Source organism: Burkholderia sp. MSHR3999 (assembly GCF_000833595.1).
GTDB classification, from domain to species: Bacteria; Pseudomonadota; Gammaproteobacteria; order Burkholderiales; family Burkholderiaceae; genus Burkholderia; species Burkholderia ubonensis.
The window spans coordinates 2,055,393-2,078,823 of the sequence record NZ_JRFO01000007.1; the positions used below are offsets into that span (position 1 = coordinate 2,055,393).

Here is a 23,431-nt window from a genome sequence, read left to right on the forward strand (position 1 = left end):
GGCCCGCGTCACAGAAACCACCGGTACTCCCGCGCCCCGATCTCGTTCATGAAATCGATCTGCTCCTGCCGCTTGTTCTCGCAGTAGACCATCACGAACTCCCCGCCGAGCCCTTCGCGCACGGCGGGATGCGCGTGCATCGCGGCGACCGCCGACAGCATGTCCTTCGGGAAATCGATGCCGCTGCCGCGATCGTCGTTGAGCGGCGCGATCGGCTCCTTGCCCGCGTCGAGCCCGTATTCCATCCCGGTCAGGATCGCCGCCAGCACGAGATACGGATTTGCGTCCGCGCTCGCGAGGCGATGCTCGATCCGCAGGTTGCCCGCATCCGACTCGGGAATCCGGATGCACGCGTCGCGATCCTCGAATCCCCAGCTCGCGCGGCTCGCCGCGTTCACCATCGACCCGTAGCGCCGGAACGCGTTGTGGTTCGGCGCGAACACCGGCATGCAGTGCGGCAGCAGCGCGAGGCAGCCCGCGACCGCATGGCGCAGCGGGCGCTGCCCGTGCGCCGCGAGCAGGTTGCGCCCCGCTTCGTCGTACAGGCTCACGTGCACGTGCATGCCGCTGCCCGGCGCATGCAGGTACGGCTTGCCCATGAAGCTCGCGCGATAGCCGTGCCGCAGCGCGACGCCGCGCGTGCTGCGGCAGAACAGCGCCGACCAGTCCGCCGCGCGCAGCCCGTCGTCGATGTGGCCGAAGTTGATCTCGAACTGGCCGGGCCCGAGCTCGGCGGTGATCACCGTCGCGTCGACGCCCTGCTCACGCGCAGCCTCGACCATCTCGTGCAGCACGTCGGAGAACCGCGACAGCCGCTCGATATGCATGTTCGGCTGATCGTCGCGGTCGTCGCTCAGGCGGTCGCGCGGATACTGCGGCAGGCCGTCCGCGAGCTGCGCGGCGAACAGGTAGAACTCGAGCTCGAACGCGACGACCGGGCGAATCCCCCGCTTCGCGAAGCGCCGCAGCACGCGCGCGAGCACTTCGCGCGGCTCGAACTCGATCGGTGCATCGGTGCCGTCGGAGCTGATCAGCATCTGCGCGAGCGGCTGGCTTTCCCAGCGCACCCGCTTCAGCGTGCCGGGAACCAGCCGGCGCGGCGCGTCCGGATCGCCGTCGTTGAAGCAGTAGTCGCCGATCCTGTACAGGCCGCCCTGCGTGCCGAGCAGCACGCAGTTCTGCGGCAGCTTCAGCAGCGAGCCCGATGCGACCTTCTCGAGCGCGTCGATCGGATAGCGCTTGCCGTAGAAATGGCCGGGCAGGTCCAGGCAGATCAGGTCGACATAGCGAATCTCGGGGTGCGCGTGGCGGAATGCACGGACTTCATCGACCAATGCGGAAACGACGTCAGCCATGATTCATCTTCCATTCGAGTGTGACGATGCCGCGTCGCGGCGAACTGGGGCCGAACGGCCTGTGCAGCGCCTCACGTCCCCATCGATCAGTACGTCAAACCATCTGCTTCGAACGCGGCATGCCGCCGCGACGACGACTCAGGTGAACACCCAGATGACCCGCGTGGGCTGGTCGGTCAGGTTCGCGTAGCGGAACCGCTTGTGGGCGGGCAACTGGAATGCATCGTTCGGGCCGAGCGTGACGGGCGTGTCGTCGCCGTCTAGCCAGATCGTCAGTTCGCCTTCGAGCACGAAGCCGCCCTGCTCGTCGCTGTCGTCGACGGGCCGGTCGCCGCTGCTCGCGCCCGGCGCGAGATGGCTCTCGAGAACCGAGAAGCGCGCGCGCATGCTGGGCGACACGAGGATGTCCGTGATGCCGGCCGCGTAGTACACGGTGCGGCGCTCGCCGGGCCGCGTGACCCACGGCACGGAGCGCGGCTTGTCGAGGCTGTAGAAGTACGTGGTCGGCACGCCGAGCGCCTCGCCGATCGCCGTCAGGTCCGCGACGGTCGGACGCGACAGCCCCCGCTCGACCTGCGACAGGAAGCCGACCGAGCGGCCGATCCGGTCGGCCAGCTCGTTCAGCGTGACCTTGCGGTGCTTGCGCAGATCGCGGATCAGGATCGCCAGGCTTTCGATTTCTTCCTGTTCGTTCATCGTGTGCTCCGGGGAAATTCAGACGGTGTCGCGCAGCCGGTACCAGGCCTTGCCGATCGCCTCCAGCGGCGCGGCGAACCGGCCGCCGCCGGGAAAGCGCGGGTTGCGGATGCGCTGGTACAGCGCGAGGAGCCGGCCGTCGCCGAGCACCGCGTCGGCGACGGCGCGCGCGCCCGCGAGCGTCGGCAGCACGCCGTGGCCGGAAAAACCCTGCAGCCAGTAGCGCTGCCCGCAACGGCCGAGGTCCGGCGTGCGCCGCATGCTGATGTCGATGTGGCCGCCCCATGCGTAGTCGAGCGGCACGCCGCGCAGTTGCGGAAACACGCGTTCGAGATGCGGCCGCGTCGCCGCCGCGATGTCCGCGGGAATGCCGCCGAGATACGTGCAGCCGCCGCCGAACAGCAGGCGCCCGTCGGGGCTCAGGCGGAAGTAGTCGGGCACGAACTGGTTGTCGATCACGCAGCTGTCGCGCGGCAGCAGCGAGCGCGCGAGCTCGGGCGCGAGCGGCGCGGTCGCGACCTGGTAGGTGCCGACCGGCAGCAGCCGGCGCGACAGTCCGGGATCGAGCCGGTCGACGTACGCGTTGCACGCGAGCACCAGCACGTCCGCGCGCGCTTCGCCGGCGGCGGTGCGCGCGACGTAGCCGCCGGCCGTCTCGCTCAGGTCGAACACGCGGCTCTGCTCGAAGATGCGGCCGCCCGCGCGCTCGATCGTCTGCGCGAGACCGAGCGCGAGTTTCAGCGGATTCAGGTGCCCGGCCTCGGGATCGTAGAGCGCCGCGAGATAGCGCGCGCTGCCGATCCATTCGGGCATCTCGGCGTGCGGAATCACGCGCAGCCGGTCGTAGCCCCAGCGCTCGGCCGCTTCGTCGCGCGCCTGCGCGAGCATCGCGACGCGGCGCGGCCGCACCGCCGCCCACAGGCTGCCCGGCCGGTAATCGATGTCGAAGCCGTGGCGCGCCGGCAGGTCGCGCACCTCGGCCGCGGCCCAGCGCATGCTGTCCCACAGCGCGCGTGCGCCGTCGCGGCCGAGCGCATCCTCGAGCGGCGGCATGTCGCACGACCAGCCGAGCAGCGCCTGCCCGCCATTGCGCCCCGACGCCGCCCACGCGACCCGGCTCGCTTCGAGCATCACGACGCGCTTGCCCCCGAGCGCAAGGCGCAGCGCCGTATGCAGCCCGCTGAAGCCCGCGCCGACGATCAGCACGTCGGCGTCGACACGCGACTCCAGCACCGGGCGAACCGGGATCGGCGCCGGGTGCGTGCCGGCGTAGTAGCTTGCGACGTGGCGGTCCGACTGCAGGAACATGCGCGCCCCCATGAAATTTCGGATGCGAAATTTCATGAAAAACTAGCACGGCAATTTCACGGGGGCAAGCGTGCGGTTGTCGTGCCCCCTTGCACAGTGGCGGCCGTGCACACCTTCATGCGTGACGGCGCACCCTCGCTAGCTCACGCATTCCGGCACCACCGGGTCGTTGCTGCCCGTGTAGACAAATCCGTCCGATATCCATTGATTCGAGTCGAGCCGATACCAAAGCCGTGTGACGCCCCAATTGCCCTCCACCGGGTCGCCGTACTTGTAGCAAGCGAGCTGCACGGTGCGGCCGTTCTCGACCGAACCGACAATCGCTGCCGACAAAGAAGGCGCGCTGCGCAGATTCGCCTGACTCGGCGCCTGTACGCGCGCACTGACGGGCGGTGACGGGTCGACCGGACCGCCGGAATCCTCGCCCCCGTAGTTGACGAGCCATGCCTGCGGGGAGACGCGTCGCTGATTGCGAACGGCGTACCCGGCGTACGGTTCGGCGCCCGCGAAAAATTGCCAGCCGCCGATCGTCATCCCGTTGATCGGAACGTCATTGCCGTCCTTGCTCAGCGAGAAGTGAACATGCGGCCCCGTCGTTTGTCCGCCGCACGGCAGCCCGTTTCCGACGCTGCCGAGATAATCGCCCTGACGGACCCGCGTGCCGCTATTGAGCGAGGTCAACTGGACCATGTGGTAATAGGTCGTCGCGTATCCGTTGTCGTGAACCAGCTTGACGATTGCACTGCCGTTTCGCTCGCAGCTCTTGTAAAGATAGCCGTCCCGAGCCGCCAGTACGCGACCATTGCCGCCCGAGAAATCGAGGGAGTTGTACGGCCTGCTTTGTCCGGACCAGCCGTGCGCTCCGCCCGTCCAATACCATCCGGCATTCAGTTGCCACGGCAACGCAAGGCCCGGCTGCGGCAATGCCGCCGACCGTGGTGCGAATGAGCGCCTTACCGCCAGATTTTTCCGTTCGTCGCCAGCGAGCAGCGTTGACGGCGCCGAGTTGAGTAATTCTCCAAACTGGCTGCTGCCCTCGACACCTGCGATCCATCGGCCATTGACGTTGCGCGCAAGGAACAGCTTCGTGACGGGATCGACGGATTCGTCTTCTCGCAGGATTTGGGTAGCAGCGCCAAATACCCACCCGGAAGCTTCATCCGTTTTCAATGCCTCGACCAGGTTGCCGCCCGTCTGGGCCGGCAGCGCCGACTTTCCGCTCGATCGGGATTCAAGCGCCTGCTCGATCGAGCGTTGCAACGACGCCTCGATGGGCGCCGCATGGGCGAAGTTGACGAGGCAGGCTGCGACGAGCTGAATTCCGATGAGGCATTTGATCGATTTCGATACATGACGACCGGCGAAATTACGCATATGCAAATTCCCCATATCGATGACCTTCAGATAATCAATAAATTGAAATAAATTTCAGATTCATTCGCTATTGGCGATTCTCTTTTTTTGCCACGCACGGCATCGCCAGCGCAACTCTAGCAAACATCCTACAAAAGATCATTTTGGAATTTTTTTGCAAAACACTCTCATTGCAATTCCATATTTACGGAATAGTTCACAAATTCTTTTTTCCATTCATCTTTCTTGAATTGGACCGCACCGGGGATCATGGAAACCGGCGGGTTCAAGACAACCGTCCGACGCAGGCCGGCTTGACGCTCGGAGCCGGAGCGGTTCACCGCCCTTCGCCGCCGAACGGCCGCTCCCTTGTTGCAAGGGCGAAACGTCTTTCCGGCGGATCGCCGCGCAATCGATCATGGATGAAACATTTTCAGCCGGTCAGCTTTCATTACGTAACGTTACTTCAACGAAATGAAGGGTTTCCGGCCGTTGGCACATAGTTCGCTTTGCAGATCAACCGGATGCGAACGCATGCCGGGCGGTCATCCCCGCCTGCATGCGCAATCGGTCCGCAGTCGCCCGTTCCCGTCCATGTTCGTCAGGCCCGATCGCTAGACTTGACCTGCACGGAAGCGCTCGGGTCCGAACGCCGCGGCGTTCGCGGCAACGGCCCGGCCCGACATGCCGGCCCGTCCGCGCCGCCCATCTGATCATTACTGAAACGCGCCGCATGACACCGGCAGCGTCGGGAGGACACCATGCAAACCCTTGGACCGAAACAGCCGTCGCGCTGGCCGGGCGTCGTGCTCTGCGGCGTTTTCTCGGGGCTGGTCGCGGCGGCCGCGCTCGCGCCGCCGAACGCCTGCGCGGACGGCAAGCCCCCGCCGCACGGTCACGGCCAGCTCCCGTCCGGCAAGGAAGGCTGGGGCAAGCCGGCCTATCCGCCATCGGGCCCGCATCCGGACGACACCGTCAGCAAGTCGACGCCGAAGAATCGGACTTCGAATCAATAAAGACAGACGCCACATCTTTCTCGATTGTCGGGGGACTCGTCCGAACCTTCGGACACGACGCGTGAGGTTTGACATGAGCGTTTTGCGAACCCTATCCAGCCGGTTCGGGATGCTGTCGCACTGTGCGGCCGCGGCAGGACTTCTTGCGGCGGCCGGCGTCTGCCATGCAGTGCCGAGCGATGCCCAGATCGACCTGAAGATCCTGATCGTCGCGAGCCAGCAGGCCGGCAGCTCGCCCGAACTGGCCGCCGCCCAGTCGATCCTCGATCGCGTGGGCATCCCGTACACGGTCTACTCGTACGACACCAGCAACCCGACCCTGCCGCCGCTGGAAAACGGCGACCACGCGCTGTACCAGGGCATCATCATGCCGATCAGCGACTACCGCTACATGAACCCGTTCGCCGGCGGCGCGCTCGCGCAGACGCTCGCGCGCTACCAGTTCAAGTACAACGTGCGGCTCGCGAGCTTCTACACGTGGCCGAGCGACAGCGGCTGCCTGCAGTACGTCAACTACCAGGACACGACCGCGACGCCGCTGCCGTCGACGCTGACGTCGACGGGGCAGAGCCTGTTCCCGTACATGAACGCGGGCACGTCCTCGGGCAACCCGCTGACGATCGCGAACGCGTGGACGTATTTCGCATCCCCGGCCAGCCCGCTGCCGACCGGCACGACCGTCACGCCGATCGTGCAGGCCACCGCCCCGGGCAGCACGACCTACCCGATCGGCGCGACCTGCCTGTTCGCGAACACGGCGCCGCTGGCCGGCGACAGCACGTCGCGCGAAACGATGTCGCTGATGTTCGACAACAGCCAGTACCTGACGCACTCGATCACGCTGTCCTACGGGATCGCGAACTGGCTCACGCGCGGCCTGTTCCTCGGCAGCCGTCACGTGTACGTCGATCCGCAGGTGGACGACAACGGCATTCCCGACGAAATCTTCCCGTACGCGCAATCCGCGTACACCGGCCTGTGGTACGACGTGAGGACCGGCGCCACGACCAGCACGAACCCGCCCGGCCAGTGCCCGCTCGGTTCGACGAACCCGTCGACCGGCCTCACCGCTTGCGAATACCGGACCACCGGCGCGGACTTCGCCAACGCCGTGACCTGGCAGTCGCTCCTGAACGTGACGACGGCGAACGCGTCCGCGGTCAAGCTCACGCTGGCGTTCAACGGCGAAGGCTACAGCACGGCGTATGGCGGCCAGGGCCCCTACCCGCCGGGCGGCATCGATTCGCTGTCGCTGCAGACGGCCTTGCAGCAGGGCAATTTCAAATGGGTCAGCCACACCTACGACCACGAACTGCTGGACCCGCCGTTTACGACGACCGCTGCGCAAGTCCAGACCGAGATGCAGAACAACGTGAAGGTGTCGAACAGGTTCAAGTTCACGAACTTCAGCAAGTGGACGCTCGTCACGCCGGAAATCTCCGGGCTGTACAACCCGACGACGCTCGGCGCGCTCGTCGCGTTCGGCACGCAGGTGCTCGTGTCCGACAGCTCGAAGCCGACGCCGCCCGTCGGCACGGCCGGCTGCCCGACCAACAACAACGGCGTGGCGTGGTCGCTGCCGGCATTCAACGCGGGCAAGTACAACTGCGTGAACCAGGGCATCTTCGAAGTGCCGCGCTATGCGACCGCGCTGTTCTACAACGTGTCGCAGCCGGCGGAATGGGTCGCCGAATACAACTACTTCTATGGCGCGAACGGGATCGACCCGACTCGCTGGGGCTATGACCTCACCTACGCACAGGTGCTCGACAAGGTGTCCGACCAGCTCGTCACCTATCTGCTCACGTTCGACAACCGGCCGATGATGTTCCACCAGTCGAACCTGCGCGCGTACAGCGGCACAAGCACGCTGCTGGGCGACCTGCTGAACGCGACGTTCAAGAAGTACAACACGTACTACAAGAACCTGCCGATCCAGAGCCCTTCGCTGCTGACGATCGGCACGCTCGCGAACCAGCGGATGGTGTACAACTCGTCGAACGTCGCGGCGACGCTCACGCCCGGCAAGTCGATCGTCGTCAGCGCTTCGCGCTCCGACGGGCGGGCGGTCGCCGTGCCGGTGACGGGCGTCACGTTCGGCTCGTCGACCGAAACCTATGGCGGGCAGAGGATTTCCAACCTCACGCTGCTGCCGGCAACCGCCTATACGACGCAGATCACGCCGGCGCCGGCGTGGCGGTAATCTGCCGCCCCTGCTGCGAGCACGCGACCCGAGAAAGCGCTTCACAGGGTGGACGCCCGCCGCAAGGCGGGCGTTTCGCTTGACTTGCTACTGGCCCGATCGCGCGACGTGTAGCGTGCCCGCCGCCTCCGTCAGATGATCGATGAACGCCCGCACCGTTGCCGGCAGGTGCCTGCGCTGCGATAGGCGGCATACATCTCCAGCGGCGCGGCCGGCTTGTCGAGCGCGATCGGCACCAGTTCGCCGCGCTCGACCAGGCCGCGGCACGCGGCCTCGACGACGATCGCAAAGCCGACGCCGCGCAGCGCGACCGCCACCGCAAGCGTGCCGCTGTCGACACGCAGCCGCTCCTGCGCACGCAGCGTGATCACGCGCCCGCCCGCGCCCAGGAAACGCCATGGCCTGCCATCCAGCGCGCCGGCGGCCGTGATGCCGGCCTATCTCCGGCTGCTGCGCACCGGGCGCGCGTGAACGAACACCGCAACGGTATGCGCCGTGATGCACTGCGGCATCACCGATGCGGAAAATCGGCTTCCCGCGCCTGGGTCTCGAACGGGTCTCGAACACCCCGCCCCGCTTCGTGACTGTGTCTTTCCCGCCGAGGGATCGAGGTTGATAATGTTGGAGTTCCCGACCCGAGAGGAGCGCAGCCATGACCGAACACGCTTCGTCACCCGGCGATCCCGATCTCGCTCAAGGCGTGCCGCTGGCCGATATTCCGGACGGCGGCATGGTGGCAGGCCACGTCGGCGATGAGCCGGTCCTGCTCGTGCGCCGCGCAGGCACGTGCTTTGCAGTCGGCGCGACCTGCACGCATTACGGCGCGCCGCTCGCCGACGGCCTGCTGGTCGGCGACACGCTCCGCTGCCCGTGGCATCACGCGTGCTTCAGCGTCCGCACCGGCGAGGTGCTCGGCGCGCCGGCGCTGACCGACCTGACATGCTGGCGCGTCGAGCAGCAAGGCGACAAGGTCTACGTGCGCGACGCGCAGCCGGCAGCGAAGGCGCCGATCTCGTCGGCAACGTCGGCGGCGGCGCACCCCGAATCGGTGGTGATCGTCGGCGGCGGCGCGGCCGGCAACGCGGCGGCCAGCACGTTGCGGCGGCAAGGGTATCAGGGCCCCATTACGCTGCTGAGCGCCGATCGCGCGATGCCGTACGACCGCCCGAACCTGTCGAAAGACTATCTCGCCGGCACCGCGCAGCCCGACTGGCTGCCGCTGCATCCTCCGACGTTCTACGCGGATCACGACATCTCGATGCACTGCGGCATGCGCGCGATCAGTCTCGAGCCCGGCCGGAAAACCCTCTCCTTGTCGGACGGCAGTCAGCTCGAGTACGGCGCGTTGCTGCTCGCCACCGGCGCCGAACCGGTGCACCTCACGGTTCCCGGCGCCACGCTGGCGCACGTCGCGGTGCTCCGCACGCTGGCCGACTGCAATGCGCTGATCGCGCAGCTTGGCGCTGCACGCCGATGCGTGGTGGTGGGCGCGAGCTTCATCGGGCTCGAAGTCGCGGCCGCATTGCGCACGCGCGGGCTCGACGTGCACGTGGTCGCCCCCGAAGCGCGCCCGATGGAGCGCGTGCTCGGCACGGCGCTCGGCGACATGGTCCGTGCGCTGCATGAAGCGCACGGCGTCGTGTTTCATCTGGGGGCGACGGTCGCCGCGATCGAAGTGGATCGCGTGACCTTGTCGACCGGCGTCGCGCTGCCCGCCGATCTGGTCGTGGCCGGCATCGGCGTGCGCCCCGACCTCGCGCTCGCCGAGGACGCCGGCCTCGCGACGGATCGCGGCGTGACGGTCGACGCGTTCCTGCAGACGAGCGCGCCGGACGTCTACGCGGCGGGCGACATCGCCCGCTGGCCGGACCCGCGCACCGGCGAGCGCATCCGCGTCGAACACTGGGTGGTCGCCGAGCGCCAGGGCGCGACGGCCGCGCGCAACATCCTCGGCGAGCGGCAGCGCTTCGTGGCGGTGCCGTTCTTCTGGAGCCAGCACTACGACGTCGCGATCAACTACGTCGGCCACGCGGCGCAATGGGATCGCGTCGACGTCGACGGCGATCCGGCCGCGCACGACTGCACGGTCACCTACTGGCGCGACGGCAAGCAGCTTGCGGTCGCCACCGTCGGGCGCGACCGGGCGAGTCTCGAAGCGGAAGCCGCGTTCGAGCAGGCGACGCCGGCATGATCGCGAACCGGACGACAGGAGGACGCTCACGATGGCGACGACGTTCAAGCTGGGGGACCGGGTCCGCTGGAATTCCGAGGCCGGTCACGTGACGGGCAGGATCGTCGCGATCCATACGCAGGATTTCGATTACAAGGGGCATCGGCATCATGCGTCGCCGGACGATCCGCAATACGAAATAAAAAGCGACCGGACCGATCATGTCGCCGCGCATCGGGGCCGCGCGCTCACGCGCATCGCCGGCGAGGACGATGCATGAAGCTCCCGTTCTTCACGGTCGGCCATTCCGACCGCTCGCTCGAAGCCTTCATCGGCCTGCTGAACGACGCCGACATCGCGCTGCTCGCGGACGTCAGGAAGATGCCGAGGTCGCGCACCAATCCGCAGTTCAACGAAGCGACGCTGCCGGTCGCGCTGGCGCCGTTCGACATCGCCTATGAGCACGTCGCCGCGCTCGGCGGCCTGCGCGGCCCGTCGCGGGCCGTGCCGGACGACGTCAACGGCTTCTGGACCAACGACAGCTTCCATCGCTACGCCGATTACGCGCTGTCCGCGGCATTTCGCGCGGGCCTCGATCACCTGGTCGAACAGGGTCGTCGGCGTCGCTGCGCCGTCATGTGCGCGGAAGCCGTGTGGTGGCGCTGTCATCGGCGCATCGTGGCCGACTACCTGATCGCGCGCGGCGAGACGGTCTTCCACATCATCGGGCCGAACCGCATCGAGCCTGCACGCCTCACGCCGGGCGCCGCCGTTCAACCGGACGGAACGATCGTCTATCCGCGCACCGATGCCAACGCCGATGCCGACGCCGACGCCGGCATCGAGGCGCCGGACGCGGGCTCGCGCCGAACCGAATGAACCGGCGCGCGTGCGGCCGCACGACGCGCGCGCCAACCCGCCGCAGCCGGGCCTTCCGGCGTCCGCGATCCTGCATTACCATCTCGCGTCCGCCTCGCCCGGCCGCGCATCGCGCGCCGACACCCAGGCCAACCTTCCGCTCCGCACCGATGCTCACGCTCGTCATCCTCGCCGGCCTCTGGGCCGGCCTGCAGAACTCCCTCGCGGGCGGCGGCTCGTTCGTCACGCTGCCCGCGCTGATCGTGTCGGGCCTGTCGCCGCTCTCCGCGAACATCACGTCGACGGTCGCGCTCTTTCCCGCGCAGGTGACGACCGGCTGGGCCAGCCGCCATCATGTGCGCGGCGCGGGCCAGTTGCCGTTTCGCGCGCTGTTCCTGATCAGCATCGTCGGCGGCGCGCTCGGCGGCCTGCTGCTGCTGAAGACGCCTTCGTCGATCTTCTCGCGGCTCGTGCCGTGGCTCGTGCTGTTCGCGACGGCCGTGTTCGCGTGGGGCAGCTTCCTGCGCAAGCCGAGCGAGGAGACGGTCCATCTCGGCCCCGTCACGACCGCCGTCGCGCAGTTCGCGATCGCGATCTACGGCGGCTACTTCGGCGGGGGCATCGGCTTCCTGATGATGGCGGCGCTGACGATGGCGGGCCTGTCGCCGCGTCACGCGGCTTCGACGAAGAACGCGCTCGCGGGCGTGATGAACGCATCGGCGGTCGTGCTGTTCCTGACCTCGCCGCACCTGCACTGGCCTGCCGCGCTCGCGCTCGGCGGCGGCGCCGTCGTCGGCGGGCTGTGCGGGTCGTGGGCGCTGCACCGCGTCAACGAGCGGGTGCTGCGGATCGGTATCGTGTGCATCGGCATCGCGCTGACCATCGGGCTGTTCGTCAGGCCGCTGTGACGGCCGCTGGCGCGGCATACGCAGCGGGCGCCGCGTATGCCGCGTATGCCGCGTATGCCGCGCCCCGCCCGTTCAGCCGAACGGCCGCACGCCGATCAGCCAGCCGTGCAGGAACAGCGCGAACACGGCCCACGCCACGAGCCCGACGGCAAGGGTGACCACGTTGCGGGACGTGTTGCCCGCCGGATAGCGCACGCCCGCGCGGCGATCGCGCGCACGCGATGCCAGGAAATCGACCAGCGACCACGCGAAGAACGCGCCGAACAGCACGACCGCGTGCAGCGTGCCGTTCGCGAGCAGGTGCGCGACGGCCCACACCATCACGCCGGCCAGCATCGGGTGCCCGACGAGCCCCTTGATGCGGTTGCCCGGCACATACGCCGCCGCGATCAGCACGAACGCGAGCGCGGTCAGCACGCCGGTCAGGTGCCGCACGCCGACCGGCGGCGCCCACAGGAAGCTGGCGTCGGCTCGGGCGAGCCCGTAGCCCCAGACGATCAGCACGAAGCCGACGATCGACGCGATCGCATAGCCTCCTTTCCAGCCTCTTTCGCCGATCCGCGCGATCGTCGCGGACCGCCAGCCGTCCGCGACGATGCGGATCGAATGCACACCAAGAAAGATCACTAAACCGAGAATCAGGACGAGCATCGGCTGTCTCCGTCTGGACGTGAGTGGGCAAGCGTGCGCCAGGACAAACGCGCCGATCATAAACGCCGGGCCGGCCGTTGTGAAGCGTGTGCGCTGCGGCAAGCCAACGCCCTAAGCGGGCGCGCGGAAAACTTAACGCGCGCGTGACGCCGCCCCGCGCTTCGTCTTGCGCTTCGGCGGCCCCGCCAGCAACGCGGCCCGATACGCGCCGCGGCACCAGTCGAACAGCGCGCCCGCATCCTCGAGCACGTCGGCCGGGGTTTCGTAATAGCCTTCGAGATTGACGGTGCGCGTGCGTCCCGAATAGGAAAACGGCCCCATCCCGGCTGCGACGAAGGCGGGCCGGCTCACGTCGTCGACGCGCAGGAACAGCGACCCGCGCGACATGAACCCGAACATCACGCCGTCGATCCGCAACGCCGCGCCGCTGAAGAACCGCGCGACCTCGACCGTGCCGAGCGCCCCGAGCTGCCAGGCGATCTCCTCGCCGTGCGCCTTTTCCGCCTGCCAGCTCACGCGCGCTCCGTGCAGCGCCGCGTCCACGCGTCGAGCTCCGCGTCGGCGAACCCGAGCGCCGCCGCGCTGTCGCGAATCTGCCGCCACGTCGCGCGATCGACCGGAATGCCGTCGGCGCCACGCACGGCATCGGCCGCGTCGAACGCGTTCGGATCGATCGGCACCGACAGCATGCCGTTGACGATCGCGCTCGTCTTCTGCAGCGTGCCGTCGTGCGTCGTATGCCCGCCGACGAGCGCGCCGCCGAAGATCTCGCACATCGCCGCGAGCGGTGCGTGCAAGCGGCCGGCGCTCAGCGCGCGGTGGCAATCACGTCGGCCACCGCCGCGGTCAGCTTCTTCGCGTACGGCACGTGCAGGAACTCGTTCGGGCCGTGCGCGTTCGACTTCGGCCCGAGCACGCCGCACACCATGAACTGCGCGGCCGGGAAGCCTTCCTGCAGCACGTTCATCAGCGGGATCGTGCCGCCGAGGCCCATGTACGCGCAGTCCGCGCCGAAGTGGCGGCGCGACGCGGCGTCGAGCGACGCCGCCAGCCACGGCGCGACGTCGGGCGCCGCCCAGCCGGTCGCCGCGCCCGCGTCGGGCTTGAACGTGACCTTCGCGTTGTACGGCGGGTCGACTTCGAGCAGCTCCTTCAGCTGCTGCACGGCCTGCGCGGCATCGACGAGCGGCGGCAGGCGCAGCGACAGCTTGAACGCGGTGCGCGGGCGCAGCACGTTGCCCGCGTCGGCGAGCGGCGGCATGCCCGCCGCGCCCGTCACCGACAGCGACGGCCGCCACGTCGAGTTGAGCAGCGCCTCGCGCGGATCGGTCGTGGTCGGCAGCACCGGCTTGCCGTCGGCGCCGCACGCCCACGGCAGCCCCTTCCACACCGTGTCGCCGAGAATCGCGGCGGTCGCCTCCGCTTCGCGCAGGCGGCTCGCGGGAATCTCGCAATGGAACGCGCCCGGCAGCAGGTTGCCGTTCTTCGCGTCCTCGAGCCGTTCGAACAGTTGGCGCATCACGCGGAAGCTCGACGGCGCGATGCCGCCGAACACGCCCGAATGCACGCCCTCCTCGAGCACCTCGACCTGCAGGTCGCCGGACACGAGCCCGCGCAGCGACGTCGTGAGCCACATCTGGTCGTAGTTGCCAGCGCCGGAATCGAGGCACACGACGAGCGACACCTGGCCGAGCCGGTCGCGCAGCGCGTCGACGTACGGCAGCAGGTCGTAGCTGCCCGACTCCTCGCAGGTCTCGATCAGGCCGACGCAACGCGGCCGCCCGACGCCCTGCTCGTCGAGCGCGCCGAGCGCCGCGAGGCTCGCGTAGATCGCATAGCCGTCGTCCGCGCCGCCGCGGCCGTACAGCTTGCCGTTCTCGAACTTCGGCGTCCACGGGCCGAGATCCGCGCGCCAGCCGTCGAATTCGGGCTGCTTGTCGAGGTGGCCGTACAGCAGGATCGTGTCGGTGCTGCCCGAGCGCGTCGCGGGCGTCTCGAAGAAGATCACCGGCGTGCGGCCGGGCAGGCGCACGATCTCGAGCTTCAGGCCCTTGACCGGCTGGCGCTCGGCCCATTGCGCGGCATCGGTGACGACGCGCTCGAGATACCCGCGCGCCGCCCAGTCGGGATCGAATGCGGGACTCTTCGCGGGAATCGCGATGTAGTCGGTCAGCGCATGGAGGATTTCATCGTTCCACTTGCGCTCGATGAAGGTGACGAGCTTGTCATGGTCGAGGACGGGGGCAGTGTCGACGGAGGTCATGGCGGGTGCCTGGATCGGGCTGACGAAAACCCAGATGATACGCCGATGACCTCCCGCCCGCGCCCCTTTCAGGCCCCTTTCCGCGCCGCTCAGTCGGCCAGCGGAAACGTTGCGCGAAGCCCCGCCGCGCAGGCGAGCGCATCGTCCCACAGGCGGCGCGTCAGCACGCCCGCGTCCTCGTCGCGCGCCGCGCGCACCGCCGCGCGATGCTGCGCCGAGCGGCCGGCCTGCGCCGTCAGCAGGTAGCCGGTGCCGATCTGCACCGCGCGCGCGTCGTGGCCGGGAGCGGCACTCGGGAAAATTCAGATTTCGTTGAGATTTCTTGCGGCTCGTTCGTCCATTCAATATCGTGCAGCGCCGGCCGCATCCGGCGACCGCTCCCGTTGAACCGCATTTTTTCGGAACGAACCCGCTCATGGCGATTGAAAAGACTCTCGGAAAACTGGCGCCGCTCGTGCTCGCCCTGGCCTTGGCCGGCTGCGGCGGCGACACGTCCGTTTCGTCCTTGCCGCAACCGGATGAAACGACGACGCAGCAACAAGCCGCGCTGGCGAGCCTGAACGAAGCGACCTCCGGCAAGCTGGACACGTTGCTGGCGATACGCGCGGCACATCGGGGCGACGATGCCGGCCGGCTCGTCGAAGCGCTTTCCCGCGAATTCATTGGCATACCTTATCGCGACGGCATGCTCGAGGGATCGGCAACCACGCCGGAACGCCTGGTGATCGACTTCAGCGGACTCGATTGCTTCACCTATCTCGACTATGTCGAAGCCGCGAGGACGGCGACGACGCGAACCGATTACGCGAGCCGGCTCGTGCGCACGCGCTACGTGAACGGCGACATCGGCTTCCAGCACCGCCGTCATTTCTTCACCGACTGGGCCGCCCGGCCGCAGGTGCTGGCCGACGACGTGACCGCGTCGATCAGCGCTCGCGCCGCCACGGTCACGAAGCAGCTCAACCGGAAAGCCGACGGCGGCGCGTATCTGCCGGGACTGCCGGTCGTCCAGCGCGACGTCGTGCATATCCCGGGCGAATTCGTCGACGACTACGTCGTCAGCCGGCTTCGGACCGGCGACTTCATCGGCATCTACGCGAAGGCGGACGGCCTCGACGTCACGCACGTCGGCTTCTTCGTCGAAACGCGCGACGGGCCGATGCTGCGCAATGCGTCGTCGAAAAAGGCCAACATGAAAGTCGTCGATTCGCCGTTTCTCGAATACGTGAGGAACACGCCGGGCATCGTGGTGCTGCGGCCGCGCGCGTGAGCGATGGCGTCAGCGCGCCGTCACGCCGCGATCCATGCTGCGCCGGTACGCGGCGGGACTCGTCGCCGCGATGCGCCGGAAATGCCGGCGCAGCGACTCCTCCGACCCGAAGCCCGCGCGCGCCGCGACCTGCGCGAGCGGCAGCGCCGGATTCGCTTCGAGCAGATCCTTCGCGACGTTCACGCGCTCGCGGACCAGCCACGCGACCGGCGACATTCCGGTCGCGTCGGCGAACTGCCGCTGCAGCGTGCGCGGGCTCATCGCGGCCTGCGCGGCGAGTGACGCGAGCGTATGCGGCTCGGCCGCGTGCGCTCGCATCCAGTCGATCAGCCTGGCGAGGCGGTCGCTGCCGCCCGGCGCCACCGGGCGCGGCACGAACTGCGCCTGCCCGCCGTCGCGATGCGGCGGCAGCACGAGACGCTGTGCGACGCGATTGGCGATCGCGCCGCCGTGATCGCGGCGCACGAGATGCAGCAGCATGTCGAGCCCCGCCGCCGACCCGGCCGACGTGATGACCTGCCCTTCGTCGACGTACAGCGCATCCGGATTCACGCGCAGCGCCGGATAGCGCGCCTGCAGGCGCTCCGCGTAGCGCCAGTGGGTGGTCGCGGTCAGGCCGTCGAGCACGCCCGCCGCGGCCAGCACGAACACGCCGGAACAGATCGAGCAGAGGCGCGCGCCGCGCCGGTGCGCGGCGCGCAGTTTCTTCAGCAGCGGTTCGGGCGGCAGTTCGTCCGGATCGCGCCAGCCGGGAATCACGATCGTGTCCGCGCGGTCGAGCATCGCGAGCCGGTACGGCGCGGCGACCGTGATGCCGCCGGCCGCGCGCACGGGGCCCGGCTCGCTCGCGCACACCGCGAAGCGATACCAGTCGACGCCCAGCTCCGGGCGTTCGAGCGCGAACAGTTCGACCACGCAGCCGAATTCGAATGTGCAGAGGCGATCGTAGGCGAGCGCGACGACGAGATGGTTTTGCATGGCGTGATGTTACCGGAACTTGTCGATCGCGCCACTGCCGCGCGGTGCGCCGAACCGCGATACTGGGCGCATCGCCACCTGGAGAAACCTCGCATGTCCTACGTCACCGACGTTCCCGCCGCCGCCAGCCCCGCCGCCCTCGCGCATTTCGAAGCGTCGCTGCGTTTCGAGACCGATTGCTGGGACGTTCACGACGCGCTCGCGTCCGGCGCGCCCGATTTCGTGCTGCTCGACGTCCGCGGCCCCGACCTGTTCGCCGCCGGCCACGTGCCCGGCGCCCGCAACCTGCCGCATCGCAAGATCGTCGCGGGCAAGCTCGCCGACTACCCGGCCGATACGCTGTTCGTCGTCTACTGCGCCGGGCCGCACTGCAACGGCGCCGCCCGCGCCGCGATCCGCCTCGCGCGGCTCGGCCGGCCGGTCAAGCTGATGATCGGCGGCGTCACCGGCTGGCGCGACGAAGGTTTCGCGTTGTGTAACGAAGCCGCGCCGGCGGACCGGCCGGCCGCCTGATCGAATCCAAAAACGCAACAATCAATTGTCTGCACGTCAACGGGAAAAGCGCGACAATCGGTCCCATTGCAGTCCGGATGGAGCAGCAACATGCAGACCGAAGTCCTGATTCAAGTCGCCGGCTCAGTCGCCGCGATCGCGCTCTATTTTCTCCCGGCGATCATCGCCGACCGGCGCCGCCGCCACGACAAGCTGACGGTCGCGCTGTTCAACGCGCTGTTCGCGTGGACCGGCATCGGCTGGCTGATGACCCTCTACTGGGCCTGCCAGCCGAATCCGCGAGCCGACGTCGCGCAGACGATCCTCGCCCAGCGTCGCGGCATCAGCATGCGCACCTTCTCGACCGGCCTCGTCGAACGCGTGCAGCGCCGCGTCGCCGCCCAGGAGGAATGGGCGCAGAAGCAGGGCTGCCGCTGAACCCTGTCCCCTTTCGTTTCCTCATCGCGCCGGCTCGAACTTCGGCATCCTGACGTTGGTCGAGTCCCGGTAGCGCCAGCCCGGCGCGTCGCCTGGCGGCAACCCGCCGCCGCGCAACAGCGCCCCGACCGCCCCCACCGTCACCGCCCGCGCGATCCGCTCGCCGGGACAGCCGTGCGGCCCCGCGCCGAAGCCGAACGCGGGCCCCGGCGGCCGGCCCGGCACGAAACGGTGCGGATCGCGCTGCGCGGCCGGATCGCGGTTCGCCGCCGCGAGCACGACCAGGATCGCGTCGCCCGCGTCGACGGTCACGCCGTCCAGCGTCGTGCGCGCCGCGACGAAGCGGCGCGTGTTCTGCACCGGCGCGTCGAAGCGCGCGACTTCCGCGACGAACGCATCGAGCGTCGCGTCGTCCATCGCGCAAGGCTCGCCGGCGGGACGCTTGGCCGGATCGAGCCACGCGACCACCGTATTGCCGAGCCACGCGGCCGTCGCCTCGCACGTCTGCGACAGCAGCCCGACCAGATTCGCGATCAGCGCGCCGCTCGCGTGCCAGCCGGCCTCGCCTGCGGCGCATTGCACCGCCGCGACCAGGCTGCCGTCGTCCGCGCGCGTCGCGGCGACGATTTCCGTCATCCGGTCGAGCAGCCGCCCGGCCGCGGCGCTTGCACCGGCCAGTTGCGCCGCCGTCGACAGCGGCGACAGCGCGGCGACGAAGTCGGCCACCCACGCGGCAACGTCGTCGAGCCGCGCGTCGTCAAAACCGAGCAGTTCGGCCACCGCGCAGACCGGCACCGTCATGCACCACGCATTCAGCGCATCGGGCGCCGCATGCGCCGGCAAGCGTTGCGCGGCGAGCGTGGCCGTGCGGCGGCGCAACGCGAGCGCGTCGACCGACGCGAGCGCCGCCTGCATCGCCCGTTTCGGCGCGTCGTGCCGCAGCGCGCCGTCGTTCATGCGGATCAGCTGGCCGAACAGCTCGCCCGCCGTCGTGCCGCGCAACGCGGGCGGCACCGGCGCGGCGAGCGGCCGGACCCGGCACGCGGGGTGGGCGAGCACGGCGCTCACGGTCGCGGCGCGGCTCGCCACCCACAGGCCGAGCGTGGCGTCGAACGCGAGCGGCGGCCCGTCGACGAGCGCCGCATAGTACGGGTAAGGATCGCGGTGCGTGACCGCGGCAATCGGATCGGTCGGGTTCATGCACGCAGTATCGGCCCGGCCGCGCTCCGCATGTTTCCGGCCGGCGTGAAATGTCGATGCAGCCGGCGACGCCCCCTCGCCGGCCCACCGACTGTGCGAACCGCCTTCGGTGCGCGTTACGCGGCGGACCGGTAGCGCTGCGCCTGCATCCGCACGCGCACCCGGCCGGCCGAAATCGCGCGCGGCTCCGGCACGACCGTCTCGTGATGGAACATCTCCTGCCGGAAGTGCCCGCTGTCGTCGAACCACTGGCAAATCAGCCAGTCGGCGTCGTCAAACACGACCGGGCCGGCATAGATCACCGTCATGCGCGGCCCGCCGGTTTTCAACGTCACGACATCGCCGACGCGAAACCGGGTACGGTGCATATCTCGGATCGTCATGGCTCTCTCAGAAAATTTATATATTCATTATCCGGCACACTTCCGCCGGTATTTTTACGTCGCCATGAAGACTATCAATCACAATAAAAACCGGCAACTGCCGCGTGCGAAAAAAACACAAAATGCACCCCGCAAACGCCCGCCGGACGGTCGATTTCCCGGAATGATCGGCGGGAATTTACAGCATCTTCTTATAAATAGTGATCAAAAAGACAGGGGGCCGGAATTTCGGCGCCCCCGGTTCGCGAGCGGTTATTTAATCGAAAGCCGCAGCGATTGATTAGCGTCAATCGGAATTTCGGCTGGAAACGATCCCATGCTTTATTTCGGCGTCAGCTTTCGAACGAAAGCGGCAGATTATTCTCCGCGGCGAACCAGCGATCGAGCTGGCGCGACGGAATCGCCGCATTCGCGAACGAAAACGTGCCGTCCCGCATCATTTCCGTCGCGCCGCGCAGGAAGGCGCCGAGCGCGGCCCGCGCCAGCGCGCTGCCCACGCTCACGCGCTTCACGCCGAGCGCCGCGAGCGCATCGACGCTGAGCGACACGCCCTGCAGCCCCATCACGACGTTGACCGGCGCATCGACCGCGCGCGTGAGCTCGGCGATCTCGTCGGGATCGGTCAGGCCCGGCGCGTACAGCACGTCGGCGCCCGCGTCGCGATAGGCGACGAGGCGCGCGATCGTGTCGGCCAGGTCGCGCCGGCCGTGCAGGTAGTTTTCGCAACGCGCGGTCAGCGTGAACGGGAACGGCAGCGCGCGCGCCGCGGCAACCGCCGCCGCGATGCGCTCGACCGCCGCGTCGTGCGGATAGATCGGCGCGTCGGGACGGCCCGTCGCGTCCTCGATCGAGCCGCCGACCGCGCCTGCCCCGGCCGCGAGCCGGATCGTCTCGGCGACCGTCTCCGGCGCGTCGCCGAAGCCGTTCTCGAGGTCGGCGCTCACCGGCAAGCCGCCTGCCGCGACGATCTCGGCGATGTGCGCCAGCATCGCGTCGCGGCCGACCGCGTTGTCCGGCAGGCCGCGCGCATAGGCATAGCCGGCGCTCGTCGTCGCCAGCGCGTGGAAGCCGGCCATCGCGAGCAGGCGCGCGGTGCCGGCGTCCCACGGATTCGGCAGGATGAACGCGCCGGGCTGCGCATGCAGCGCACGGAATGCGTGCGCGTGGCGGGACTGAAGGTCAGGATGGGTCATCGAGGGCTCCGTCGGAATGGGGAAGCCCCAGCATACGCGCGTGGCGTGCGGCGACGATACGGCGTGCGTTGAAATGTGGGTGCGCGAAGCGGACGGGGGCGGCCGCGCCTCGCGATCCATCGGAATCAGACCACGTAGGCGCCCTTCGCGTGCAGTTCGGCTTCCGCCCGCTCGAGCGCGGCGATCGCGTCGCTGCCTTCGAGCGCCAGCAGCTGCGCGACGAGCGCTTCGGCGAGCGCATGCGCGGCGACGAGCGACGGGAAGAACGACGGGCTGTCGTGCGTGAAGATCAGCTGCGCATCGGCATGCAGCGCGATCGGCGACACCGCGCTGTCGGTGATCGCGACGATCCGGCTGCCCTGCGCCCTCGCGGCTTGCGCGACGCGCGTGGCTTCCGCCGAGTACGGCGCGAAGCTGACGATCACGGTCGCGCTGTGCTTCGCGATCGAGCGCAGTTCCATTTCGAGCGAGCCGGCGACGCCGGCGAGCAGCGACACCGTCGGCCGGAACAGCCGGTAGCCGTATACGAGCCCGAACGCGACCGGATAGCACGAGCGGAATCCCGCGACGTGCACGTGCGACGCCTTGCGGATCAGCTTCGCGGCTTCGGCGAGCGCTTGCGCGTTCTGCGCGGCGGTCGCGGCGAGGTTGTGCTGCTGCGCGGCGAGCAGGTCATGCGCGAGCGACGCCTTCGCGTCGGGCCGCACGAGCGAGCGCGCGCGCTGCGTCAGCGGCTCGGGGCGCGTGCGCACGCGCGCGACGCACAGGTCGCGCAACTCGTTCCAGCCGGGAAAACCGAATTGCTGCGCGAGCCGCACGAGCGACGCGGGCTGCACCTGCGCGCGCTGCGCGACCTTGCGCATCGACGACACGGCGACTTCGTCAGGATGATCGAGCAGAAATGCCGCGCCCGCCTGGAATTGCGGGCTCAGCTCGGAAAATTGCGCCCGGATCCGGGACGCGAGTTCGTCGAAATTGGCGGCCATCTTGGTGAGAACGGGAACCGGTCGCTCATGGTATCACCGGCCCCGCACGCGCCCGTCAGCGCACCACGTCGATCCGGTCGGCGTCGACCTTCACGCGGCCCGACCACTTGCGCTCGAATTCGCCGGTCAGCTTCACTTCGCTCTTGTCGCTGACGGGCTGGCCGCCGGCCCACAGCTTGTCGTCGATCTCGACGCGGATCGTGCCGGTCGCATCGGCGAACTCGTAGTCCTCGCCGCCGACGTGCTTGACGATGCGGCCCTGCAGCTGCACGTGCTGATCGTCCTTGCCGTTCGCGAGCAGCTCCTTCACGGTGGTGGTCGTCAATGCGGACGGCCCCGTGTATTGCGCGTACACGGCGGCCGGCAGCGCGGCGAGCGCGATCGTCAGGATTCTGGCCAGTTGCTTCATGATGTCGTTCCTTTTCTTGTCATGGCGCCGCGCTCCCGATGAACGCGACGCCCGCAGATTACGAAACGTAAGATTAAGCAAAGCTGAAGGTCACGGCGATGCGACGTGGAGACGCATTGGACTGGTACGAATCTCTGCGGCCGCGCATCGGCATGGAGACCAATCGCTGACGGCACGTTGCCCGAAGATGATCGCCCCGGGATAATGTCCCGATCTGATTGAAGCGCGCCGCCGCTTTGCGTGACATGACCGACACCCTATCCGCCGGCCCTTGGGGCGACGATTATCGAAGCTGGCTGACCGACCTCAAGCAACGCGTGGAGCACGCACGGCAACGCGCCGCCGCAAGCGCGAACCGCGAGCTTGTCACGCTGTACTGGCAGATCGGTCGCGACATCCTGGAACGGCAGCAGCAGCGGGGATGGGGCGCGAAAGTGATCGACCAGCTCGCGCGCGACTTGAAGGACGCCTTTCCCGACATGCGCGGATTTTCGCCGCGCAACCTCAAATACATGCGGGCGCTCGCACAGGCGTGGCCGGCGCCGGAATTTGTGCAGCAACCTGCTGCACAATTGCCGTGGTTTCATCTCTGCACACTGCTCGACAAGGTCAAGGACCCGGCTGACCGCGACTGGTACGCCGGCAAATCCCTCGAACACGGCTGGTCGCGCAACGTGCTGGCGATGCAGATCGACACGCAGGCGCATACCCGTGCCGGCAGCGCGGTGACCAATTTCGACGCACGCCTGCCGCCGCCGCAATCCGATCTGGCGCGCGAAGCCCTGAAAGACCCGTACGTCTTCGACTTTCTCGGCCTGACCGAGGACGCGCAGGAACGCGACATCGAACAGGCGCTCACCCGGCATATCACGCGGTTCCTGCTCGAGCTCGGCGCCGGGTTTGCGTTCGTCGGCCGCCAGTACCGGCTCGAGGTCGGCGGCGACGAATTCTTCATCGACTTGTTGTTCTATCATCTGAAGCTGCGCTGCTACGTCGTGGTCGAACTCAAGGCGACGCCCTTTCGGCCCGACTACGCCGGCCAGCTCAACTTCTATCTGTCCGCGGTCGATGCCCAGTTGAGAGCGCCGGAAGATCAACCGACGATCGGCCTGCTGCTTTGCCGGGAAAGGAACCGCCTCGTCGCCGAATATGCGCTGCGCGGCATGGCCAATCCGATGGGCGTCGCCGAATATCAACTCCTCCGACAAATCCCGAAATCGCTCGAATCGGGGTTGCCGTCGATCGACCGAATCGAAGCCGAATTGCGTCCGGATCTGCCGGAAGTCGAATGACGGCGCGCC

Annotated in this window: 26 protein-coding genes and 2 pseudogenes; 11 read left to right on the top strand and 17 right to left on the bottom strand. The window is 68.3% G+C overall.

The genetic code is table 11. The annotated features are described in order from the left end of the window. Positions 1–8 precede the first annotated feature (8 nt). The 5 genes from KY49_RS32460 to KY49_RS37940 all read right to left on the bottom strand — a co-directional run bounded on the left by KY49_RS32460 (position 9) and on the right by KY49_RS37940 (position 5,053). Positions 9–1,355 (bottom strand): glutamine synthetase family protein, encoded by a 1,347-nt coding sequence (locus KY49_RS32460; RefSeq protein ID WP_042588359.1) that lies wholly within the window; start codon positions 1,353–1,355, stop codon positions 9–11. A 138-nt stretch (positions 1,356–1,493) separates the two neighbouring features. Next, positions 1,494–2,051, bottom strand: coding sequence for a helix-turn-helix domain-containing protein (locus KY49_RS32465; RefSeq protein ID WP_042588360.1), 558 nt, complete (start codon positions 2,049–2,051; stop codon positions 1,494–1,496). An 18-nt stretch (positions 2,052–2,069) separates the two neighbouring features. Then, positions 2,070–3,359, bottom strand: coding sequence for an NAD(P)/FAD-dependent oxidoreductase (locus KY49_RS32470; protein ID WP_042588913.1), 1,290 nt, complete (start codon positions 3,357–3,359; stop codon positions 2,070–2,072). Between the two features lie 138 nt (positions 3,360–3,497). Continuing rightward, a complete protein-coding gene (locus KY49_RS32475; RefSeq protein WP_042588361.1) occupies positions 3,498–4,733 on the bottom strand; it encodes a peptidoglycan DD-metalloendopeptidase family protein in 1,236 nt (411 codons plus the stop codon). A 167-nt stretch (positions 4,734–4,900) separates the two neighbouring features. Then, positions 4,901–5,053, bottom strand: coding sequence for a hypothetical protein (locus KY49_RS37940; protein ID WP_156162660.1), 153 nt, complete (start codon positions 5,051–5,053; stop codon positions 4,901–4,903). Between the two features lie 420 nt (positions 5,054–5,473). Here KY49_RS37940 and KY49_RS32480 point away from each other — a divergent pair, with 420 nt between their 5' ends. Then, entirely contained in the window at positions 5,474–5,728 is a 255-nt protein-coding gene (locus KY49_RS32480; protein WP_231636605.1) for a hypothetical protein, read from the top strand. A gap of 73 nt (positions 5,729–5,801) precedes the next feature. Next, the gene (locus tag KY49_RS32485; RefSeq protein WP_231636607.1) at positions 5,802–7,931 is read left to right on the top strand and encodes an Agd3-related carbohydrate deacetylase; all 2,130 of its coding nucleotides are present in this window, start codon (positions 5,802–5,804) and stop codon (positions 7,929–7,931) included. Positions 7,932–8,062: 131 nt separating this feature from the next. Here KY49_RS32485 and KY49_RS32490 read toward each other — a convergent pair whose 3' ends face one another. Further along, positions 8,063–8,362, bottom strand: coding sequence for a LysR substrate-binding domain-containing protein (locus KY49_RS32490; RefSeq protein ID WP_080415922.1), 300 nt, complete (start codon positions 8,360–8,362; stop codon positions 8,063–8,065). A 221-nt stretch (positions 8,363–8,583) separates the two neighbouring features. Here KY49_RS32490 and KY49_RS32495 point away from each other — a divergent pair, with 221 nt between their 5' ends. The 4 genes from KY49_RS32495 to KY49_RS32510 all read left to right on the top strand — a co-directional run bounded on the left by KY49_RS32495 (position 8,584) and on the right by KY49_RS32510 (position 11,867). Continuing rightward, positions 8,584–10,122, top strand: a complete 1,539-nt coding sequence (locus KY49_RS32495; RefSeq protein WP_042588363.1) for an FAD-dependent oxidoreductase — start codon at positions 8,584–8,586, stop codon at positions 10,120–10,122. A 31-nt stretch (positions 10,123–10,153) separates the two neighbouring features. Further along, positions 10,154–10,381 carry a DUF2945 domain-containing protein gene (locus KY49_RS32500; RefSeq protein WP_042588364.1) on the top strand — a complete coding sequence of 76 codons (228 nt, stop codon included), beginning with the start codon at positions 10,154–10,156 and terminating at the stop codon, positions 10,379–10,381. Next, positions 10,378–10,980, top strand: coding sequence for a DUF488 domain-containing protein (locus KY49_RS32505; protein ID WP_042588365.1), 603 nt, complete (start codon positions 10,378–10,380; stop codon positions 10,978–10,980). The genes KY49_RS32500 and KY49_RS32505 overlap by 4 nt, the downstream gene beginning before the upstream one ends. A 149-nt stretch (positions 10,981–11,129) precedes the next feature. Next, a complete protein-coding gene (locus tag KY49_RS32510; protein ID WP_010099321.1) occupies positions 11,130–11,867 on the top strand; it encodes a sulfite exporter TauE/SafE family protein in 738 nt (245 codons plus the stop codon). A gap of 72 nt (positions 11,868–11,939) precedes the next feature. Here KY49_RS32510 and KY49_RS32515 read toward each other — a convergent pair whose 3' ends face one another. From KY49_RS32515 to KY49_RS36600, 5 genes and pseudogenes are all read right to left on the bottom strand, one after another. Next, positions 11,940–12,518: an NnrU family protein gene (locus KY49_RS32515; protein ID WP_042588366.1), complete on the bottom strand. Its 579-nt coding sequence runs from the start codon at positions 12,516–12,518 to the stop codon at positions 11,940–11,942. Between the two features lie 132 nt (positions 12,519–12,650). Continuing rightward, positions 12,651–13,034, bottom strand: a complete 384-nt coding sequence (locus tag KY49_RS32520) for a TfoX/Sxy family protein (RefSeq protein ID WP_042588915.1) — start codon at positions 13,032–13,034, stop codon at positions 12,651–12,653. After that, a pseudogene (locus KY49_RS32525) lies at positions 13,031–13,303 on the bottom strand (malate/lactate/ureidoglycolate dehydrogenase); the annotation flags it as partial. The gene KY49_RS32520 and the pseudogene KY49_RS32525, both read right to left, overlap by 4 nt. A gap of 23 nt (positions 13,304–13,326) precedes the next feature. Further along, positions 13,327–14,781: a M20 family metallopeptidase gene (locus KY49_RS32530; RefSeq protein WP_042588368.1), complete on the bottom strand. Its 1,455-nt coding sequence runs from the start codon at positions 14,779–14,781 to the stop codon at positions 13,327–13,329. 89 nt (positions 14,782–14,870) lie between these two features. Further along, positions 14,871–15,074: pseudogene (locus KY49_RS36600) on the bottom strand (2-nitropropane dioxygenase); the annotation flags it as partial. A 122-nt stretch (positions 15,075–15,196) separates the two neighbouring features. On the opposite strand from KY49_RS36600, the gene KY49_RS32535 reads away from it, so the two are divergent. After that, entirely contained in the window at positions 15,197–16,051 is an 855-nt protein-coding gene (locus tag KY49_RS32535) for a DUF1460 domain-containing protein (RefSeq protein WP_042588369.1), read from the top strand. A gap of 9 nt (positions 16,052–16,060) precedes the next feature. Here KY49_RS32535 and ftrA read toward each other — a convergent pair whose 3' ends face one another. Then, positions 16,061–17,029: a transcriptional regulator FtrA gene (gene ftrA, locus KY49_RS32540; RefSeq protein WP_010099328.1), complete on the bottom strand. Its 969-nt coding sequence runs from the start codon at positions 17,027–17,029 to the stop codon at positions 16,061–16,063. Positions 17,030–17,122: 93 nt separating this feature from the next. On the opposite strand from ftrA, the gene KY49_RS32545 reads away from it, so the two are divergent. After that, positions 17,123–17,542, top strand: a complete 420-nt coding sequence (locus KY49_RS32545) for a rhodanese-like domain-containing protein (protein ID WP_042588370.1) — start codon at positions 17,123–17,125, stop codon at positions 17,540–17,542. 90 nt (positions 17,543–17,632) lie between these two features. Continuing rightward, positions 17,633–17,959, top strand: coding sequence for a superinfection immunity protein (locus KY49_RS32550; protein WP_010099330.1), 327 nt, complete (start codon positions 17,633–17,635; stop codon positions 17,957–17,959). A 21-nt stretch (positions 17,960–17,980) separates the two neighbouring features. On the opposite strand, the gene KY49_RS32555 is transcribed toward KY49_RS32550, so the two are convergent. Beyond that, positions 17,981–19,159 (bottom strand): cytochrome P450, encoded by a 1,179-nt coding sequence (locus KY49_RS32555; RefSeq protein ID WP_042588371.1) that lies wholly within the window; start codon positions 19,157–19,159, stop codon positions 17,981–17,983. Positions 19,160–19,275: 116 nt separating this feature from the next. Beyond that, positions 19,276–19,542 (bottom strand): YodC family protein, encoded by a 267-nt coding sequence (locus KY49_RS32560; RefSeq protein WP_029226212.1) that lies wholly within the window; start codon positions 19,540–19,542, stop codon positions 19,276–19,278. On the opposite strand from KY49_RS32560, the gene KY49_RS37945 reads away from it, so the two are divergent. Next, positions 19,541–19,822, top strand: coding sequence for a hypothetical protein (locus tag KY49_RS37945; RefSeq protein WP_143134504.1), 282 nt, complete (start codon positions 19,541–19,543; stop codon positions 19,820–19,822). The genes KY49_RS32560 and KY49_RS37945 overlap by 2 nt on opposite strands. A gap of 52 nt (positions 19,823–19,874) precedes the next feature. Here KY49_RS37945 and KY49_RS32565 read toward each other — a convergent pair whose 3' ends face one another. The 3 genes from KY49_RS32565 to KY49_RS32575 form a co-directional block, all read right to left on the bottom strand. Further along, on the bottom strand, positions 19,875–20,735 hold the full coding sequence (locus KY49_RS32565) for an isocitrate lyase/PEP mutase family protein (RefSeq protein ID WP_042588372.1): 861 nt from the start codon (positions 20,733–20,735) through the stop codon (positions 19,875–19,877). 125 nt (positions 20,736–20,860) lie between these two features. Continuing rightward, positions 20,861–21,721 (bottom strand): MurR/RpiR family transcriptional regulator, encoded by an 861-nt coding sequence (locus tag KY49_RS32570; protein ID WP_010089806.1) that lies wholly within the window; start codon positions 21,719–21,721, stop codon positions 20,861–20,863. 55 nt (positions 21,722–21,776) lie between these two features. Continuing rightward, the gene (locus KY49_RS32575) at positions 21,777–22,130 is read right to left on the bottom strand and encodes a YgiW/YdeI family stress tolerance OB fold protein (protein WP_042588373.1); all 354 of its coding nucleotides are present in this window, start codon (positions 22,128–22,130) and stop codon (positions 21,777–21,779) included. 245 nt (positions 22,131–22,375) lie between these two features. On the opposite strand from KY49_RS32575, the gene KY49_RS32580 reads away from it, so the two are divergent. Further along, positions 22,376–23,422, top strand: a complete 1,047-nt coding sequence (locus KY49_RS32580; RefSeq protein ID WP_042588374.1) for a PDDEXK nuclease domain-containing protein — start codon at positions 22,376–22,378, stop codon at positions 23,420–23,422. Positions 23,423–23,431: the final 9 nt, after the last annotated feature.